Origin of the sequence: Pelagerythrobacter aerophilus (assembly GCF_003581645.1) — a bacterium.
GTDB classification, from domain to species: domain Bacteria; phylum Pseudomonadota; class Alphaproteobacteria; order Sphingomonadales; family Sphingomonadaceae; genus Pelagerythrobacter; species Pelagerythrobacter aerophilus.
Genome location: NZ_QXFK01000016.1, coordinates 182,930 through 201,782 on the forward strand (window position 1 = coordinate 182,930; position 18,853 = coordinate 201,782).

Below are 18,853 nucleotides of genomic sequence, written 5' to 3' on the forward strand. Positions count from 1 at the left end.
GGTGAGCCGCCAGTGTTTGCGCGCTGGCGGAGGCGGGGAAGGCATGTCCGCAGGAGCAAACCCTTTGGGTGATGGGGGCGGACCCGGTGCCGGAGGCGCAGAAATTCACAGGATTTAGCGGTCAGGCCTTGTCGCTGGCAGGCGACAAGGGCCGCTATGTCCTGCCGTCCGCCTTCCGCAACCTCGTCAAGGAATCGAGCGACGGCCGGATCCTCTGCATCGACAAGCATCCCAAGCTCGATTGCCTCGTCGGCTTCGGCCTCTCGCGCCATGACGAGCTCGAGGCGCAGCTCGACCGGGAAGAGGACATGGCCTGGAAGCGCGGGCTCGATTTCGACCGCGACACCCGCGCCGCGCAGCTCTTCGGCTACATGCGCGTCCCGTTCGACGACAGCGGGCGCTTCATCATGCCATCGCACCTCGTGCGTCTCGGAAAGATCGAGGACCAGCTTTACTTCCACGGACTCGGCCGCTTCTTCACCATCTGGAACCCGGCCGAACTGGCGCGGATGAACGACGACTGGGCGAGCGCCAAGGGTGCCTGCGCGGATCTCGTCGCCGAGCAGGAAGCCAAGGCGGCGCGCAAATGAGCGGCGCCGCAACTCCGCATGTCCCGGTGCTTCTCGACGAAGTGCTCGCGGCGCTCGCCCCGGCCGCGGGCGACGTGATCGTCGACGCCACCTTCGGCGCCGGCGGCTACACACGGGCGCTGCTCGACGCGGGCGCGACCGTCCATGCCTTCGACCGCGATCCCGACGCGATCGCCGCCGGCCGCACCTGGCCGGAAACGTCCGAGCAGCCCCCGCGCCTCGTCCTCCACCCGCGGCGCTTTTCCGAGATGGTCGAGGCGCTGGGCGAGGCGGGCATGGCGCAAGTCGACGGCGTGGCGATGGACATCGGCGTGTCCTCGATGCAGCTCGACCAGGCGGAACGCGGTTTCGCCTTCTCGGCCGACGGGCCGCTCGACATGACCATGAGCCGGTCCGGGCCCAATGCTGCGGATTTCGTCAATAATGCCGACGAGGCGGAGATCGCCGACGTGCTCTACCGCTATGGCGAGGAGCGCCAGTCGCGCCGGGTCGCGCGCGCGATCGTCGCAGCGCGGCCGCTTTCAACGACGGGCGATCTGGCGCGCGTGGTGCGCAAGGCCCTCGGTTACCGCGCGGGCGCGCCGAAAGACCCGGCGACGCGCAGCTTTCAGGCGATCCGCATTCACGTCAACGCCGAACTGGACGAACTCATGACCGGCCTTGCCGCCGCCGAAGCCCTGCTGCGCGAAGGCGGGCGGCTTGCGGTCGTCAGCTTTCACAGCCTGGAGGACCGTATCGTGAAGCGCTTCCTGCGCGAGGCTTCGGCCGTGACCGCCGGCTCGCGCCATCTGCCGCAGGTTCAGGCCGCGCCGGCAGTCTTCACCAAGATATCGCGGGCCGTGCGCCCGGGCGAGGCCGAGGTCGCGCGCAATCCGCGCGCGCGCTCGGCCGTGTTGCGCCACGCGGTCCGCACTGCCGCGCCGGCGCGGGAGGCGGCATGATGACGGTCGGTAGCCGCATGCGTCAGATCGGGTGGGCCGTCGTGCTCAGCATCTGCCTCGCCGGATTCGTCGTGCTGACCTTCCGGGTCAACGCGGTGAAGAGTGAGGTGCGCCTGGCCGAACGCCAGATCATCGCGCTCGAGCGCGAGAACCTGCTGCTCGAAACCGAGTTCGAAACGCGCGCGAACCAGCAGCAGCTGGCGAACTGGAATCGGGTCGAATTCGGCTATCAGGCGCCGCGGGCCGACCAGTTCCTCGATAACGAGCGGGAGCTCGCTGCGCTCGGTCTGCCGCGCGCGATCGGCGGACCGGAACCGATCCGCGTGGCCCGCGCGCCCGCTGCCGAGACGACGAGCTTCCCGAAGATGGTGTCTCCCGTCACCGGCCAGCCCGCCGACACGGACGAGGATCGCCCGGAGGGAGAGCGGGTCGCCACCGCGCGTTCGCTCTCCGACCGGTTGTCCGACAAGGTCGCGTTCGAGACGGCGTTCGCAGAGTTCTCCGAATGAATGCGCTGACCGTCAGCACGGCGATTTCGGTCGGGCGGGTTCATTTCATCACCAACCGCCAGCGCTCGCTCACCGTCGCGCGGTGGCGGGCGTTGTGGCTGGCGCTGCTGTTCGTTGCGATCGGCGTCGTCGCGCTCGTGCGGATCGCCTTCCTCGGCCTCAGCGATCGGGCAACCACCGTCGCCTCGCTCGAGGAAGCGCTTCTCCCGCCGCGCGGCGAAATCACCGACCGCAACGGCGTGCCGCTGGCCCGGGCCTTCCCGGCCTATGCGCTGTGGTACAATCCCGATGCGCTGGGCGAGGACGGAGAGCCACTGGTCAAGGACCCCAAACAGGTCGCAGCCGAACTCGCAGCGATCTTCCCCGACCTCGATGTGGATGAGGTCGCCGGGCAGCTCGCCTCGGGCAAGCCCGGCTATATCCGGCGCCGCGTCCTGCCCGAGGACGCGAACCGGGTGCAGGCGATCGGCGAGCTCGCGCTGGAGATGCCGCAGGAGACCGACCGCTACTATCCGCAGGGGCGCATGGCCGCGCACGTGCTCGGCTATGTCGACGCGATGGGCAACGGCCAGGTCGGAATGGAGGAGGTCCTCGACAAGCGCCTGACCGACCCGGCGCATCGCGGCGAGCCGGCTGCGCTGTCGATCGACGTGCGGGTGCAGGGCGCGCTGGAGGACGAGCTGCGCCGCGGCATGCTCGCGGTCAACGCGCTCGGCGCTGCCGGGATCGTGCTCGACGTCGACACCGGGGAAGTCCTCGCGCTTGCCTCGCTGCCCGAGTTCAACCCGAACAAGATCGACGCCGAGGGCGAATCGTACATGTTCAACCGGGTGACCAACCAGGTCTACGAGCTCGGATCGACCTTCAAGCCGCTCACTGTCGCCGCGGCGATCGACGCCGGGGTGGTGCGCGACTTCGGCTACCGCTACGACGCGGGCCCCGTGCCCATCGCCGGTTACACGATCAGGGACAGCCACCCGCTCGGCGCGACGCTCAACGTGCCCGAAGCGCTGATCCATTCGTCGAATACCGTCACGGCGCGGATCGCGGACGAGCTCGGCCCGGAACGTTTGCGCCAGACGATGATCGATCTCGGCATGAACGAGCGGCCCTATATCGAGCTGCCCGCGCGCGGCATGCCCCTCTGGCCCAAGGAGGACTGGTCGCGCATCCGCACGATGACCGTCGGCTTCGGGCACGGCATCGCCGTCACCCCGCTGCATCTCGCGAGCGGCTACGCCGCCATGGTCAACGGCGGCATCTGGCGGCCGGCGACGATGCACAAGCTCGAGGCCGGCGAAGCGCCCCGGGGACGCCGGGTGTTCAAGGCTTCGACCAGTGCGCGGATGCGCCAGCTCCTGCGGATGATCGCGGTCTACGGCACCGGCCGCAACGCCAACGCGGCGGGTTACCGCGTCGGCGGCAAGACCGGATCGGCCGAGAAGCCGGGCGCCGGCGGCTATCAGCACAGCGCGCTCATCTCGACGTTCGCCGCAGCCTTTCCGATGGACCGCCCGCGCTACGTCGTCGTCGCCATGCTCGACGAGCCCAAGGGCACCACGGCCAGCTCGTTCCAGCGGACCGCCGCCTGGAATGCCGCGCCGATCGTCGGCAATCTCATCCCGCGGATCGGGCCGCTGCTCGGCGTGCGTCCGGACAATGCACGCGACGTCGACATCAGCGATCTGCGGCCGCTGATCGGCGGAGCGGACAAGTGAGGCTGGCGCGGCTGCTCAGCGCTGCCGGAATGGTGCCGGGCGGCGACTCCGACCTTCAGGTCACGGGCTTCGCGATCGACCACCGCAAGGTCGCGCCCGGCACGGTCTTCGGCGCTTTCCGGGGCAGCGCCGTCAACGGCGAGGATTTCATTCCGGCTGCGATCGCTGCGGGGGCCGTGGCGATCGTCGCCCGCCCGGACGTGCAGGTGGAGGGCGCGGTCCACATTGCCGATGCCGAACCGCGCCGCGCCTTCGCCCGGCTTGCGGCGAAGTTCTTCGCACCCGTGCCACAGACGATCGTCGCGGTGACGGGGACCAACGGCAAGACCTCGACCGTCGAGATGACCCGGCAGCTCTGGCGCATGGCGGGCGAGCGCGCCGCGTCGATCGGCACGCTGGGTGTCACGACCTCGGACGAGAGCGTTTCGACCGGCCTCACCACACCCGATATCGTCACCTTCCTGTCGAACATGAGCGGCCTGGCGCGCGAGGGCGTGACGCATGTCGCCTACGAAGCCTCGAGCCACGGGCTGTCGCAGTTCCGCAACGAGGGGCTGCCGGTCTCGGCCGCCGCCTTCACCAACTTCAGCCGCGATCATCTCGACTACCACGCGACGATGGAGGACTATTTCGCGGCCAAGATGCGGCTGATCGACGAAGTGGTGTCGGATCACGCGGCCGTGGTCGTCTGGACGGGCAAGGGCGAGTGGGCCGACCGCGCGATCGAGCATGCGCGCAAGCGTTCCTTGCGCGTGCTGACGGTGGGGGAGCGGGGCGAGCATATCCGGCTGATCGCGCATACCCCCACGCAGCTGGGGCAGGAGTTGACGGTCGAGCATGCCGGCGAGCGGCGCACGATCCGCCTGCCGCTGATCGGCGCCTATCAGGTCGCCAATGCGCTTGTCGCAGCAGGGCTGGTGATCGCCACCGGCGGCCGCCCGGCAGCGACGCTGGATGGCGTCGGGCGTTTGCAGCCGGTGCGGGGAAGGCTGGAACGCGCGGTGATCGCCCAGTCCGGCGCGCCGGTATATGTCGACTACGCCCACACGCCCGATGCGCTGGAAGCGGCGATCGCTGCGCTTCGTCCGCATGTGCGCGGGCGGCTGATCACCGTGTTCGGGGCCGGTGGGGATCGCGATGCAGGCAAGCGCGCCGAGATGGGCCGCGTCGCCAGCGAGCATTCCGATGCGGTGATCGTGACCGACGACAATCCGCGCAGCGAGGACCCGGCCGCGATCCGCAGCGCGATCATGTCAGGCGCGCCCGGCGCCATGGAAATCGGCGATCGGCGCAAGGCGATCTGCGCTGCCATCGAAATGACCGAGGCGGATGATATCGTGCTCATCGCCGGCAAGGGCCACGAACAGGGCCAGATCGTTGGTTCGGGGGAAATGATGCGGGTACTGCCATTCGACGATGTTACCGTTGCACGCGAATGCGCTGCGGCGCAGGGGGCCGAGGCATGAGCGCGCATCGCGCCTTGCGGGCCTGGCCCGTCCGCCCGCGCGACAGCCTCGGACTGGCGCTGTGGGACTCGGTTGCGCTCGCCCAGGCCATGGGCGGCACCGCCAGCGGCGCGTTTCAGGTTGCCGGCGTCGAGATCGACTCGCGCGACGTCCGTCCGGGCGACCTGTTCTTTGCCCTGAAGGGCGAAGCGACCGACGGGCACCGCTTTCTCGACAAGGCGTTCGCTAACGGCGCAGCCGCAGCGGTCGTCGACCGGCCGATCGACTGGCCGCACATTCTGGTGCGCGACACCAATGCGGCGCTGGCGGCGCTCGCCGCCGCTTCGCGCGCCCGCTCGGCGGCGGTGCGCATCGGTGTCACGGGATCGGTCGGCAAGACCGGGGTCAAGGAAGCGATCTTCGCCGCGCTCGACCGCGCCAGCCGCGGTCAGGCGCATCGCTCGGTCCGCAGCTACAACAACCACGTCGGGGTGCCGCTGAGCCTCGCGCGGATGCCGGTGCGCGCGCGCTACGGCGTGTTCGAGATGGGGATGAACCACGCCGGCGAAATCGCCGCGCTGACCGCGCAGGTCCGCCCGCAGGTTGCGGTGATCACGACCATCGCGCCCGCGCATATCGAGAACCTCGGCAGCGAGGAGGCGATCGCCGATGCGAAGGCGGAGATCTTCACCGCGCTCGAACCGGGCGGCACGGCCGTGATCCCGGCGGATTCCCCCCATTTCGAGCGTCTGCGCGACCAGGCGCTCGCCGCGGGAGCAAAAATCATCTCGTTCGGGCGCGCCGCGCATGCCGACCTGCGGCTGCTGGACGCGATCCCCGCCGCCAACGGGGGGGCGCTGGTGACGGCCGATCTCGGCGATACGCGGCTGTGCTATTCGGTCGCCGAGCCGGGCGAACACTGGATCGCCAACTCGCTCGCGGTCATGGCCGCAGTGCGGGCGGCGGGCGGCGATCTCGGGTCGGCCGGGCTCGCGCTGGCGGAAATGGGCGGGCTCAAGGGCCGCGGCGCACGCCACCGCATCGCCGCGATCGGCGGCCGCGCGCTTTTGATCGACGAGAGCTACAACGCCAATCCCACCTCGATGCGCGCGACCTTGCGTCAGCTCGGCCAGACGCCGGCTTCGCGCCGGATCGCCGTGCTCGGCAGCATGAAGGAACTCGGTGATTTCTCCGCGCCCTACCACGCGCAGCTTGCCGAGCCGCTGGCGGAGGCGAAAGTCGACCACGCGGTGCTGGTAGGCGATGAAATGCGCGCGCTCGCACAGGACTTGGGGAAAGGCGCAGGCGGTGCGCTTGCGGGCGGGCTGACGTTCGCGCATTGCGATGGGCCTGCCGAAGCGATCGCGGCGCTCGAGGAATTCGGCATCGCGGCTGGCGATGCGATCCTCGTCAAGGGTTCCAACTCGGTTGGTCTCGGCAGGCTGGTTACTCATTTCGCCGCCAGGGATCACGGCGGCCGGGACGGCTGAATGCTATACCTCTTTGCCGAGTGGCTGGGTTTCGAAGGCGCCCTCAACCTCGTCCGCTATCAGACGTTCCGCGCCGGTGCGACACTGATGACCGCGCTGCTGATCGGCCTGCTCATCGGGCCGCGCTTCATCAACATGCTGCGCGTGCGCCAGGGCAAGGGGCAGCCGATCCGTGAGGACGGGCCGCAGACCCATCTGGCCAAGCGCGGCACGCCCACGATGGGCGGGCTGATGATCCTCGTCTCGCTCGTGATCTCCATGCTGCTGTGGATGGATCTGAAGAACCCGTTCGTCTGGGCCTGTCTCGCGGTGACCGTGGGGTTCGGCGTGATCGGATTCCTCGACGATTACGACAAGGTCTCCAAGTCGAGCCATCACGGCGTATCGGGCAAAGTCCGGCTGCTGCTCGAGTTCATCGTCGCGGGAATCGCCTCGTGGATCGTGGTGGGCCAGATCAACACGTTCCTCTACGTGCCGTTCTTCAACAATCTCGGTTTCGAGCTCGGCTGGTTCTACTACGTCTTCGCAGCGGTGGTGATCGTGGGCGCCGGCAATGCGGTGAACCTCACCGACGGGCTCGACGGACTGGCGACCATGCCGGTGATCATTGCCGCGGGCACTTTCGCGCTGATCGTCTATCTCGTCGGCCGCGTCGATTATTCGCAGTATCTCGGCATTCCCTACGTGCCCGGCGCCGGTGAGCTAGCGGTCTTCTGCGCCGCGATCATGGGGGCGGGCCTCGCCTTCCTGTGGTTCAACGCGCCGCCGGCGGCGGTATTCATGGGCGACACCGGCAGTCTCGCGCTGGGCGGCGCGCTGGGCGCGATCGCGGTTGCAGCGCATCACGAGATCGTGCTCGCGATTGTCGGCGGCCTGTTCGTGGTCGAGGCGCTTTCGGTAATCATTCAGGTTTTCTGGTTCAAGCGTACGGGCAAACGGATTTTCCGCATGGCCCCGATTCACCACCATTTCGAACAGCTCGGCTGGAGCGAGAGCAAAGTCGTGATCCGCTTCTGGATCGTCGCGATCGTGCTCGCTCTGATGGGCCTGGCGACGCTGAAGCTGCGATGATCGTTTCGGGCGCCTTCTGCGGCAAACGCTACGCGGTCCTCGGTCTCGCCCGGTCCGGGCTGGCCGCGGTCGACACCCTGCTGGCCAGCGGGGCGGAGGTCGTCGCGTGGGACCGGCAGGACGTGGCGCGCGACAAGGTGGGCGGCCGGGCCCGCCTGGCCGATCCGCTGGAGATCGATCTTACGGGCTTCGACGGCGTGGTCGTCTCGCCGGGCGTGCCGCTCAACACCCACCCGATCGCCGAACGGGCCGCGCGCTTCGGCGTGCCGGTGATCGGCGACATCGAGCTGTTCGCGCTCGCCCGCGGGTCGCTGCCCGCGCACAAGATGGTCGGCATCACGGGCACCAACGGCAAGTCCACCACGACCGCGCTCGTCCACCACATCCTCGAAAGCGCTGGCGTGCCCGCGCGCATGGGCGGGAACATCGGGCTGCCGATCCTGGCGCAGGAGCCGTTGCCCGAAGGCGGCGTCTACGTGCTGGAGCTGTCGAGCTACCAGATCGATCTGACGCACTCGCTCGCCTGCGACGCCGCGGCGCTCGGCAACGTCACCCCCGACCATCTCGATCGCTATGGCGATTTCCCGGCCTATGCGGCCTCCAAGGCGCGGCTCTTTGCAATGCAGGCGGCGGACCAGTTCGCCGTGTTCGGCTGCGCGGACGAGCCGACCGATGCGGTCTTCGCTGCCGAGCGGGCTCGACGGCCCGCTGGGCGGGTGGTCTGCGCGGATCGCGCCGATCTCGCCGGGGATCAGGCGCGCTGGCCGGCGCTGCAGGGGCCGCACAACCTCGAGAACGCGGCGATCGCTGCCGCGCTGTGCGAGGAGCTGGGCGCGGCGCGTGATGCAATCCTCGCCGCCATGGCGAGCTTCCGCGGCCTGCCGCACCGGATGGAGATCGTCGCCGACCATCGCGGCGTGCTGTTCGTCAACGACAGCAAGGCGACCAATCCCGCCTCGGCCGCGCCGGCGCTCGCGGCCTATCCGCCCGATCCGCGTCCGCGCATTCACTGGATCGTCGGCGGCTTGCCGAAGGAAGACGGGCTCGGCGAGTGCGAGGCGTTCCTCGGCAATGTCGCCTCCGCCTACACCATCGGCGAGGCGGGGCCGCGCTTCGCGGAACTGCTGGAGGGCCGGGTGCGTGTCGAGAAGGCGGAACTGATGTGTCAGGCGCTCCGCCTGGCAATGGCCGCAGCGAGCCCCGGCGATGTTGTCCTGCTATCGCCCGCATGCGCGAGTTTCGACCAATTCCGCGACTACGAAAAGCGCGGCGAATACTTCCGCGAACTCGTCGCCATGCTCATTGGTGAACCGAATTCACCGATCGACTGCTTTGCCGGGAAGTCGGCGGCATGACCACGAGCCCGCCCTATATCCCCCGCGCCGGCGAGCGCGCACCGCGGGCCGACCGCTACCGCAGCACGCGGCGCGCGGAGCTGAAGATCTGGTGGCGCGAGATCGACCGCGTGCTGCTGTTCCTTATTCTTGCGCTGATGGCGGTCGGCACGGCCGCCGTCGCGGCGGCATCGCCGGCGAGTGCGAGCCGCCTCTCGACCGCCAAGGAGACGCTGCCCGATCTCTATTTCTACTGGGCGCACTTGCGCTGGCAGATCGTCGGCCTGACGGTGATGTTCGCCGCCGCGATGCTCTCGCGCGAGAATGCACGCCGCGCCGGCATCATGCTGTTCGCAGTGATGTTCACCCTGCTGATGCTCGTGCCGATCCTCGGCTACGAGGTGAATGGCGCGAAGCGCTGGATCAATCTCGGCTTCTCGTTTCAGCCGTCCGAGTTCCTCAAGCCGGCGTTCGCCATCGCGCTCGCCTGGGTGATCTCCTGGCGCGCCCGCGATCCGAACCTGCCGGTGATCCCCATCGCGACCGGCATAATGGGCGCCGTCGGCATGCTGCTGATGCTCCAGCCCAACTTGGGCGACACGGTGCTCTTCGCCGGCGTATGGTTCGCGCTGGTCATTCTCTCGGGCGTGTCCACGCAGCGGCTCGGCATGGTGCTCGGCGCAGGCGCGCTCGTCTCGTGCATGACCTACCTGTTCTACGAGAACGGCCGAAACCGCATCAACGACTTCTTCGCCGGCGGCACGGCCTACGATCAGGTCGACCTCGCCGAACGCACGCTGCTTGCGGGCGGATGGACGGGCAGCGGGCTGTGGCTCGGGGTGCGCAAGATGAGCCTGCCTGAGGCCCACACGGACTACATTTTCTCGGTCATCGGCGAGGAGTTCGGCCTGCTCGTCTGCGGGCTGATCGTGCTGCTCTATCTTGCGATCATCGTGCGCGTGCTCCTCCGCCTGGTGGACGAGGAGGATCTGTTCACCTTGCTCGCCGGATCCGGGCTCGCGGTGCTGGTCGGGGGGCAGGCGTTCATCAATATCCTCGTGAATCTTCAGCTCGCGCCTTCGAAGGGAATGACACTGCCGCTGGTGTCGTACGGCGGCTCTTCGACCATCGCGGTGTGCCTCACGGTCGGACTCCTGCTCGCGATCACGCGGCGCAATCCGTTCCTTCGGCGTACCTCGCCCGGGCTGAAACAGCGCCTGTTGGGGCGGGAGGCACAGGCATGACCGGCGCGAACCGCCATTATGTCCTCGCCGCGGGCGGCACCGGCGGGCACCTGATTCCGGCCTTCGCGCTGGCGACCGAGCTCGAACGGCGCGGGCATCACGTTGCGCTGGTCACCGACGAACGGGGCGTTGTGATCCCGGGCAAGCCGTCGTTCCTGCCGGCGCATGTTCTGCCCGCCGGGCGCTTCGGCAAGAACCCGCTCACCTGGATAAAGGGCGCGCGCGCCGTGCTGGAAGGCCGCAAGATGGCGCTCCGCCTGTTCGAGACTTTCGAGCCGAGCGCTGTGGTCGGCTTCGGCGGCTATCCGGCGCTGCCGGCGTTGCTCGCCTCGACCTCCGCCGACATACCGAGCCTGGTGCACGAGCAGAATGCAGTGCTCGGCCGCGTCAATCGCATGCTCGCCGGACGCGTGCAGGCGATCGCGACCGCCTATCCCGACATTGCGCGGCTGAAGCCGAAGCACACGGAGAAAGTCCACCTCGTCGGCAATCCGGTGCGCGCCGAGGTGCTGCAATTGCGGCAGGAACCGTTTCCGCCCCTCAGCGAAGACGGACTGCTGCGCGTGCTGGTGACCGGCGGCAGCCAGGGTGCGCGCGTGCTTTCGGAGATCGTGCCGGACGGGCTCGCCATGCTGCCCCCGGCGCTGCGCCAGCGGCTCCAGATCACCCAGCAGTGCCGAGCGGAGGATATCGACGCGGTGCGCGAGCGCTATCGCAGCCACGACATTCCCGCCGAGCTCGGCACATATTTCGAGGACATGGCCACGCGTCTCGCCGACGCGCACCTGTTCATCGGCCGCGCGGGCGCTTCGACCATCGCCGAGCTGACCGCCGTCGGACGCCCTGCGATCCTGATCCCGCTGCCGATCGCGACCGACGACCACCAGGCCGCGAATACCCGCGAGCTGACCAAGGCGGGCGGTGCGCGGATGATCCGGCAGGAACGGTTCACGCCCAAGGAACTGGCCAAGCAGATCCAGGCGCTCGCCCAGCATCCGCAAGCGCTTGCCAACGCGGCGCACGCGGCCTGGAACTGCGGCCGGCCCGACGCGGTGAAGGACCTCGCCGATCTCGTCGAGAGCTTTGGCGGGGCCGAGATGATGGACGTGATCCGGGTGGGCGCAGACAAGCCGCGCGGCGCGACGCAAGGCGTAACCGCCGGACGAGGCGCGGCATGAAGGGCGTCGCGACCGATATCGGAACGATCCACTTCGTCGGCATCGGCGGGATCGGCATGTCCGGCATCGCCGAGGTCATGCACAATCTCGGCTATAGCGTGCAGGGCTCGGACATCGCCGAAAGCACGAGTGTCGAGCGGCTGCGCGCACGCGGGATCGACGTGGCGATCGGCCATGTGGCGGAGAATGTCGAAGGCGTGGCGGTCGTCGTCACCTCCACGGCAGTGCGGCGCACCAACCCTGAAGTCGTCGCCGCACTCGAGCATCGCATTCCCGTGGTTCGCCGCGCGGAGATGCTCGCCGAGCTGATGCGGCTCAAGAACACCGTCGCGGTGGCGGGTACGCACGGCAAGACGACCACGACCAGCATGATCGCCGCACTGCTCGATGCGGGTGGGGTCGATCCGACCGTGATCAACGGCGGGATCATCGAGCAGTACGGCTCCAACGCGCGCCTCGGCGACAGCGACTGGATGGTGGTCGAGGCCGACGAGAGCGACGGCAGCTTCCTGCGGCTCGACGGGACGATCGCGGTCGTCACCAACATCGATCCCGAGCATCTCGATCACTACGGCGACTTCGACGGGGTGAAGGACGCCTTCATCGAGTTCATCCATAACGTGCCGTTCTACGGCGCGGCGATCCTGTGCATCGACCACCCCGAGGTCCAGGCGGTGATCGGCAAGGTCCGCGACCGGCGCGTGGTGACTTACGGGTTCTCGCTTCAGGCGGACGTCTGCGCGGTCAACGTGCGGCCGGTACCGGGCGGAAACGAATTCGACGTGGTGGTGCGCCAGCGGAACGACGGAGACCGCAGGATCGAATGCGTTCGCCTGCCGATGCCGGGTCGGCACAACGTCCAGAACGCCCTCGCCGCTATCGCGGTGGCGATCGAGATGGGGTGTTCGGACGAGACGATCTGCAACGGATTCGGGCAGTTCGGCGGCGTACGGCGGCGCTTTACCAAGGTCGGCGAAGTAGCGGGCGCGATCGTCATCGACGACTACGCGCATCATCCGGTGGAGATCCGTGCCGTGCTCGCCGCGGCGCGCGAGAGCGTCTCGAGCAGTGCCGCGGGGCGGGTGATCGCCGTCATGCAGCCGCATCGCTATTCGCGGCTCGGCGACCTGATGGACGACTTCCAGAACTGCTTCAACGACGCGGATCAGGTTTATGTCACCCCGGTCTATGCCGCAGGCGAGGAGCCGGTGCCGGGCGTCGATTCCGACGCACTGGTTGCCGGTCTGAAGCTGCGCGGTCACCGGGCGGCGACGACCATAGCCGATCAGGCCGAGTTGGCGCGGACTCTGGCGGGTGAAGTCGAGGAAGGCGATCTGGTGGTCTGCCTCGGTGCGGGCGATATCACCAAGTGGGCGGCGGGCCTTGCCGATGCAATCGGCCGGGAGCGGGCGACATGACGATGGACCAGTTCGACTGGGCCGAACTCGACGATGGCATGGCGCCGGACTGCGCGGTCGAAGGGGCCGTGGCTGGGCCGGTCTCGGCGGAGGGCATTCGCGGCGCGCTCACGCCGAATGCGCCGCTCGCCAAGCTTGTCTGGTTCAAGACGGGCGGCGCGGCCGACTGGCTGTTCGAACCCGCCGATCTGGACGATTTGCGGGAGTTCCTGCTCCGGCTCGACGGAAATCTGCCGGTCATGGCACTCGGCCTCGGTTCGAACATGATCGTGCGCGACGGCGGTGTGCCGGGCGTGGTCGTGCGGCTGGGCAAGGCTTTTGCCAAGGTCGAGGCGAAGGGCGATCACGTGCTCGAATGCGGCGGGGGGGCCAGCGGGATCCTCGTGTCCTCCACGGCGCGCGACGCCGGGATCGCCGGGCTCGAGTTCCTGCGCGGCATCCCCGGCACGGTCGGCGGCTTCGTGCGCATGAACGGCGGTGCTTACGGGCGGGAAGTGGCCGACGTTCTGATAGATTGCGACGTGGTGATGCCCGGCGGAGAGCTGGTTCGCTTGCCGGCCGCGGACCTGCGCTATACCTACCGGCACTCGGCGCTGCCCGAAGGCGCCGTCGTCGTCGCTGCGCGGCTTCAGGGCACGCCAGGCGATCCGGCCGAGATCGGCGCGGAGATGGATCGCATCGCGAAGGCGCGCGAGGAATCGCAGCCGCTGCGCACCAAGACCGGCGGTTCGACCTTCAAGAACCCGGAAGGCGACAAGGCCTGGCGTCTTGTCGACGCGGCCGGCTGCCGCGGCCTCAGGATGGGCGGGGCGCAGGTGAGCGAGAAGCACGCCAATTTCCTGATCAACACCGGCGACGCGACGAGCGCGGATATCGAAGGGCTGGGCGAAGAAGTGCGACGGCGCGTCTACGCGCATTCGGGCGTGATGCTCGAATGGGAGATCCAGCGGGTGGGCCGGCCGTGAGCGATATGCAGAAGCACCACATCGTCGTCCTGATGGGCGGTTGGGCGCACGAGCGGCCGGTCTCGCTGATGAGCGGGGAGGGCGTCGCCAAGGCGCTGGAAGCGCGCGGGCACCGGGTGACCCGGATCGACATGGACCGGCAGGTCGCTGCCCGCATTGCCGAGGCCGCGCCCGACGTTGTGTTCAACGCCCTCCACGGCGTGCCCGGTGAAGACGGCACGGTGCAGGGCATGCTCGACCTGATGGGCGTGCGCTATACCCATTCGGGCCTCGCCACCTCGGTCATTGCGATCGACAAGGAACTGACCAAGCAGGCTCTCGTGCCGCACGGCATACCGATGCCGGGTGGGCGCATCGTCGAAAGCGAGAGCCTCTACGAACGCGACCCGCTGCCGCGGCCCTATGTGCTCAAGCCGGTCAACGAGGGCAGCTCCGTCGGGGTCGCCATCGTCACCGAGGGCGGCAACTACGGCAACCCCATCGCCCGCGCGGCGAAGGGCCCGTGGCAGGAGTTCGACCATCTGCTGGCCGAGCCCTATATCCGCGGCCGCGAACTGACCGTCGCGGTGGTCGACGCGGCGGACGGCCCGCGTGCGCTGACCGTGACCGAGCTCGTGCCCAAGTCGGGCTTCTACGACTTCGATGCGAAATACACCGACGGGCTGACGGAGCACATCTGCCCGGCACAGGTCCCCGAATCTATCGCGCACTTGTGCATGGACCTCGCCGTACGCGCGCACCGCGTGCTCGGCTGCAAGGGCTGCAGCCGCACCGATTTTCGCTGGGACGACGAGCAGGGCGAGGACGGGCTGTTCGTGCTCGAAACCAATACCCAGCCCGGCATGACGCCGCTCAGCCTGGTGCCCGAGCAGGCGCGGCACTGCGGAATGAGCTACGAGGATCTGGTCGAGGCGATCGTCGCCAATGCGCTTGCCGGGGATGGGCGCGACGCGGGGGGAGGGGACGATGGCGACGGTTAGCCGCAAGGCCACGAAAGGCGTGCGGCGCTCTGCCGCGGCCAAGGGACGCGCGCAGACCGCTCGGCGGGCGCGGGCGAAGACCGGCTCCCTGCTCGACAAGCTGATGGCGGTGCTGCCCTTCACCGAAGAGCAGCTTCACCGCATCTTCCTGGCGCTCATTTTCGGCGGCGCGATCGCGCTGGCGCTGTTCGTCGCCAATCTCGCGGGCGTGCCTGCCATGGCCCAGCAACAGATGGCGCTGCTCGCGTCCGATGCCGGGTTCGAGGTCCGCAAGGTCAAGGTGACCGGCGTCGATCGGATGAACGAGCTCAAGGTCTACGAACGCGCACTGGCGCAGCGCGACATGCCGATGCCGCTGGTCGATCTGGAGGCGCTGCGCACCGAGCTGCTCGAGCTGCCGTGGGTCGAGGACGCGCGCGTCTCGCGCCAGTTGCCCGACAGCCTCGTGATCGACGTCGTGGAGCGTACGCCGCATGCGGTGCTGCGCAAGCCCGGCCGCCTGATGCTGATCGATCCGACCGGGGCCGAGCTCGAGCCGATTGCACCCGCCAACGCGAAGGGGATGCTGGTCATTGCCGGCCCCGGGGCCAAGAACCAGGTCCAGGCCCTGTCCGAGCTGCTGGCCGCCGCGCCCGCGCTCGAGCCGCAGGTGAAGGAAGCCGAATGGATCGGCAACCGGCGGTGGAATTTGACGTTCGACACCGGCCAAATTCTCGCGCTGCCGCAGGGCGAGGACCAGTCCGCCGGCGCGCTGGTCGCCTTCGCGCGGCTCGACGGGGTCAACCGCCTGCTCGGCGGCAAGGTCGCGACGTTCGACATGCGCGCGCCCGACCGCATCTACATGCGCATTCCGGGCCGCGCTGCGCAGACGCTCGAAGCCAAGGGGGGCGAGTGATGGGCATGCCGCGCATCGGCAAGGTCTTCGGAGCGGTCAACGTCGGGTCGTTCCGCATATCGGCGATGATCATGGGCCTCTCGGAAACGGGTGAGATGGTCGTGCTCGGCTCCGGCCACCGGGCCAGCCAGGGCATCAAGCGGGGGTACGTGACCGACATGGCGGCCGCGACCTACGCCATCCGCGATGCGGTCGAGCGGGCGGAGAAGAATGCCGGCGCGAGCATCTCCAGCGTCTGGATCGGCTGCGCCGGGGCGGGGTTGGGAAGCCAGGTTGCGAAAGTCGAGATCGACATCGGCGGGCGGCGGATCGAGGAAGAGGACATCGAGCACCTGCTCGTCGCGGCGCGCGAGAGCATCCAGCCCGATGGCCGCATGGTGCTTCATGCGCAGCCCGCGCATTATACGCTCGACGGCGCGCACGGCGTCTCCAATCCCAAGGGGCTCCATGCGGAGCGGCTCGGCGTCGACATCCACGTGATGCTCGCCGACGGTGCGCCGGTGCGGAATCTGATCGAGGCGGTCCAGAACGCGCATCTCGATGTCGAGGCCGTGGTCGCTGCGCCGGTCGCTGCGGGGTACTCCTGCCTCACGCCCGAAGAACGTGAACTCGGCACCGCGCTGATCGAGATCGGCGGCGAAGTGACCAATGTGTCGCTCTACGCGGGCGGCATGCTGCTCGGCCTCAAGGCGATCCCGTTCGGCAGCGCGGACATCACCGATGCGATCGCGTCGAGCTTCGGCGTCCGCCGTTTCCAGGCCGAGCGGCTCAAGTGCGTTGCCGGCTCGGCGATCGCCAGCCCGACCGACCACCGCGAGATGATCCCGGTCAACGGGCCGGGCGACGGCGCGGAGGACGCCGCCAACGCCGGCGGCGGCGAGGCGAACCGTATTCCGCGCGCGGAACTCGTATCGGTCGTCACCGAACAGCTCGCGCGGCTCACCGACGAGGTCGGCAAGGCCCTCAAGGCGATGGGTTTTTCCGGATCGCGCGGCAGCCAGGTCGTTCTTACCGGTGGCGGCGCCGAACTCGCGGGGATCGCGGAATTCGCGCAGAGCGCGCTCGGCCGTCCGGTGCGCATCGGCAAGCCGCCGGCGCTGCGCGGCTTGCCGGAGGCACACTCCACCGCAGGCTTCGCGACGCTCGCCGGGCTGTGCCTCTATGCCGCGGACGATCCGATCGACATCCGTTCGGTGGGTCCGAGCTACCAGCCGACCATGCGTTATACCGGCCTGGGGCTCGTCAACCGCGTGGCTCGCGCCGTGCGGGACTATTTTTGATATGAACGCCGGGCGGTTAACCACTGTGGATAAGCGATTGCGCCCTATGCAACGGGGATTCGCTTTGTGCCAAACTGTGTGGCCAGAAACCTTCGCGCATACTACCCCTTGGAGCGACACCCAATGAGCATCAATATCGGCCCCGCTGCATCCGAAGATCTGCGCCCCCGCATTGCGGTGATCGGCGTGGGCGGCGCGGGCGGCAACGCCATCGCCAACATGATGGCCGCGCAGATCGAGGGGGTCGAGTTCATCGTCGCCAACACCGACGCGCAGGTGCTCAGCAATTCGCCCGCACCCACGCGCATCCAGCTCGGGCCGGAAATCACCGGCGGGCTCGGCGCCGGGGCGCGCCCCGAAGTGGGCAAGGCCGCGGCCGAAGAGACGGTGACCGATATCGAGCACGCGCTCGACGGCGCGAACATGTGCTTCATCGCCGCGGGCATGGGCGGCGGCACGGGCACGGGCGCGGCGCCGGTCATCGCCGAACTCGCCCGCCGCAAGGGCGTGCTGACCGTCGGTGTGGTGACCAAGCCGTTCCTGTTCGAAGGCACGCGCCGCATGCGCGCGGCGGAGGCGGGCATCGTCGAACTGCAGAAGCACGTCGACACGCTGATCGTCATTCCGAACCAGAACCTGTTCCTGATCGCCAAGGCGGAAACGACCTTCAAGGAAGCCTTCCAGCTTGCCGACGAAGTGCTGCAGCAAGGCGTCCGCTCGATCACCGACCTCATGGTCATGCCCGGCCTCATCAACCTCGACTTCGCCGATATCGAATCGGTGATGCAGGAAGCCGGCAAGGCGATGATGGGCACCGGCGAGGGCGAGGGCGAGAACCGCGCGCTCGAAGCCGCCGAACGCGCGATCGCCAATCCGCTGCTCGAAGGTGTTTCGATGCAGGGCGCCAAGGGCGTGATCATCTCGATCATCGGCGGCGAGGACATGAAGCTGCTCGAGGTCGACGAGGCCGCCAACCACATCCGCGAACTGGTGGACGAAGACGCGAACATCATCTGGGGCTCGGCCTTCAATGCCGATCTCGAAGGCAAGATTCGCGTGTCGGTCGTCGCCACCGGCATCGACGCGAATGCGGAAGTCAGCGCGGAGAGCCGGCCGATGCCGCTCGCCGCCAGCCGCGCACCGAAGCGTCCGGTGCTCGAATTGCCGAGCGAGAGCGAATACGAGGAAGAGAAGGCGCCCGAGCCGAGCCGTGAGCCTGTCTCCTATGCCGCCTCGACCGATCACGAGGATGAGGATCAGGCGGAGGAAGAAGGCGTGGTCGACCCGCTGGCTGGCCTGCGCAGCGAGATTGCCGAGTCGCGGGGCAACGGTGCGGCCGGCGGTGAAGGGATAACCGAACCGGCGGACGATTCGGATCACGGGGTCGTGGGCGCCGATCACGGCTTCGCGCGGGAGGAACCGGCACAGGGCGAGCAGCGTCCGCGCAAGGAGCCGCTCGATCTGACTTCCGAAGCCCCCGCAGGCGCCGGACGCGAGTCGGCCCGGCAGGACGAGCTTCTGCTCGATGCCGACCGCCTCGCGGAGGAGAATCGCCCGGTTCAGCCGCGTGTTGACGTGGGCCCCGGCCTCGGACGCCGGCGTGGGCTCGTAAGCGGCGACGAGGGCGGTTCCAACGGCGGTTCGACACTGTTCGAGCGCATGGCCAACCTCTCGCGCGGCTCGGCCGACAAGGATGCGAAGAATCAGGCCCGCACCGAGGACAGGGACGATGAGGATGATGGCAGCTCGCTCAACATCCCGCGCTTCCTGGGCCGCCAGAACAATCAATAGGCGG

Annotated in this window: 16 protein-coding genes; all 16 read left to right on the forward strand. The window is 68.5% G+C overall.

Features of this window, described 5'->3' with window-relative positions:
- Window positions 1-71 precede the first annotated feature (71 nt).
- The gene (locus tag D2V04_RS09220) at window positions 72-590 is read left to right on the forward strand and encodes a division/cell wall cluster transcriptional repressor MraZ (protein WP_119513294.1); all 519 of its coding nucleotides are present in this window, start codon (window positions 72-74) and stop codon (window positions 588-590) included.
- Complete coding sequence (rsmH, locus tag D2V04_RS09225; protein WP_119513296.1) at window positions 587-1,531, forward strand: 16S rRNA (cytosine(1402)-N(4))-methyltransferase RsmH; 945 nt, start codon at window positions 587-589, stop codon at window positions 1,529-1,531. The genes D2V04_RS09220 and rsmH overlap by 4 nt, the downstream gene beginning before the upstream one ends.
- Complete coding sequence (locus D2V04_RS09230) at window positions 1,531-2,040, forward strand: hypothetical protein (protein WP_228766342.1); 510 nt, start codon at window positions 1,531-1,533, stop codon at window positions 2,038-2,040. The genes rsmH and D2V04_RS09230 overlap by 1 nt, the downstream gene beginning before the upstream one ends.
- Complete coding sequence (locus D2V04_RS09235; RefSeq protein ID WP_119513300.1) at window positions 2,037-3,758, forward strand: peptidoglycan D,D-transpeptidase FtsI family protein; 1,722 nt, start codon at window positions 2,037-2,039, stop codon at window positions 3,756-3,758. Before D2V04_RS09230 ends, D2V04_RS09235 begins: the two co-directional genes overlap by 4 nt.
- Entirely contained in the window at window positions 3,755-5,224 is a 1,470-nt protein-coding gene (locus D2V04_RS09240) for a UDP-N-acetylmuramoyl-L-alanyl-D-glutamate--2,6-diaminopimelate ligase (RefSeq protein ID WP_119513302.1), read from the forward strand. The genes D2V04_RS09235 and D2V04_RS09240 overlap by 4 nt, the downstream gene beginning before the upstream one ends.
- Window positions 5,221-6,693 (forward strand): UDP-N-acetylmuramoyl-tripeptide--D-alanyl-D-alanine ligase, encoded by a 1,473-nt coding sequence (locus D2V04_RS09245; protein WP_119513304.1) that lies wholly within the window; start codon window positions 5,221-5,223, stop codon window positions 6,691-6,693. Before D2V04_RS09240 ends, D2V04_RS09245 begins: the two co-directional genes overlap by 4 nt.
- The gene (gene mraY / locus D2V04_RS09250; protein ID WP_119513306.1) at window positions 6,694-7,764 is read left to right on the forward strand and encodes a phospho-N-acetylmuramoyl-pentapeptide-transferase; all 1,071 of its coding nucleotides are present in this window, start codon (window positions 6,694-6,696) and stop codon (window positions 7,762-7,764) included.
- Window positions 7,761-9,119 (forward strand): UDP-N-acetylmuramoyl-L-alanine--D-glutamate ligase, encoded by a 1,359-nt coding sequence (gene murD, locus D2V04_RS09255; protein WP_119513308.1) that lies wholly within the window; start codon window positions 7,761-7,763, stop codon window positions 9,117-9,119. Before mraY ends, murD begins: the two co-directional genes overlap by 4 nt.
- Window positions 9,116-10,342, forward strand: a complete 1,227-nt coding sequence (locus D2V04_RS09260) for an FtsW/RodA/SpoVE family cell cycle protein (protein WP_119513310.1) — start codon at window positions 9,116-9,118, stop codon at window positions 10,340-10,342. The genes murD and D2V04_RS09260 overlap by 4 nt, the downstream gene beginning before the upstream one ends.
- The gene (gene murG, locus D2V04_RS09265) at window positions 10,339-11,520 is read left to right on the forward strand and encodes an undecaprenyldiphospho-muramoylpentapeptide beta-N-acetylglucosaminyltransferase (protein ID WP_119513312.1); all 1,182 of its coding nucleotides are present in this window, start codon (window positions 10,339-10,341) and stop codon (window positions 11,518-11,520) included. The genes D2V04_RS09260 and murG overlap by 4 nt, the downstream gene beginning before the upstream one ends.
- Window positions 11,517-12,938, forward strand: a complete 1,422-nt coding sequence (murC, locus tag D2V04_RS09270) for a UDP-N-acetylmuramate--L-alanine ligase (RefSeq protein WP_119513314.1) — start codon at window positions 11,517-11,519, stop codon at window positions 12,936-12,938. The genes murG and murC overlap by 4 nt, the downstream gene beginning before the upstream one ends.
- 38 nt (window positions 12,939-12,976) lie before the next feature.
- Window positions 12,977-13,903 (forward strand): UDP-N-acetylmuramate dehydrogenase, encoded by a 927-nt coding sequence (gene murB, locus D2V04_RS09275; RefSeq protein WP_228766368.1) that lies wholly within the window; start codon window positions 12,977-12,979, stop codon window positions 13,901-13,903.
- Between the two features lie 5 nt (window positions 13,904-13,908).
- Entirely contained in the window at window positions 13,909-14,883 is a 975-nt protein-coding gene (locus D2V04_RS09280; RefSeq protein WP_228766370.1) for a D-alanine--D-alanine ligase, read from the forward strand.
- The gene (locus tag D2V04_RS09285) at window positions 14,870-15,778 is read left to right on the forward strand and encodes a cell division protein FtsQ/DivIB (protein WP_119513318.1); all 909 of its coding nucleotides are present in this window, start codon (window positions 14,870-14,872) and stop codon (window positions 15,776-15,778) included. The genes D2V04_RS09280 and D2V04_RS09285 overlap by 14 nt, the downstream gene beginning before the upstream one ends.
- Window positions 15,778-17,058: a cell division protein FtsA gene (ftsA, locus tag D2V04_RS09290; protein WP_119513320.1), complete on the forward strand. Its 1,281-nt coding sequence runs from the start codon at window positions 15,778-15,780 to the stop codon at window positions 17,056-17,058. Before D2V04_RS09285 ends, ftsA begins: the two co-directional genes overlap by 1 nt.
- Window positions 17,059-17,181: 123 nt before the next feature.
- Window positions 17,182-18,849 carry a cell division protein FtsZ gene (gene ftsZ / locus D2V04_RS09295; RefSeq protein WP_119513323.1) on the forward strand — a complete coding sequence of 556 codons (1,668 nt, stop codon included), beginning with the start codon at window positions 17,182-17,184 and terminating at the stop codon, window positions 18,847-18,849.
- Window positions 18,850-18,853: the final 4 nt, after the last annotated feature.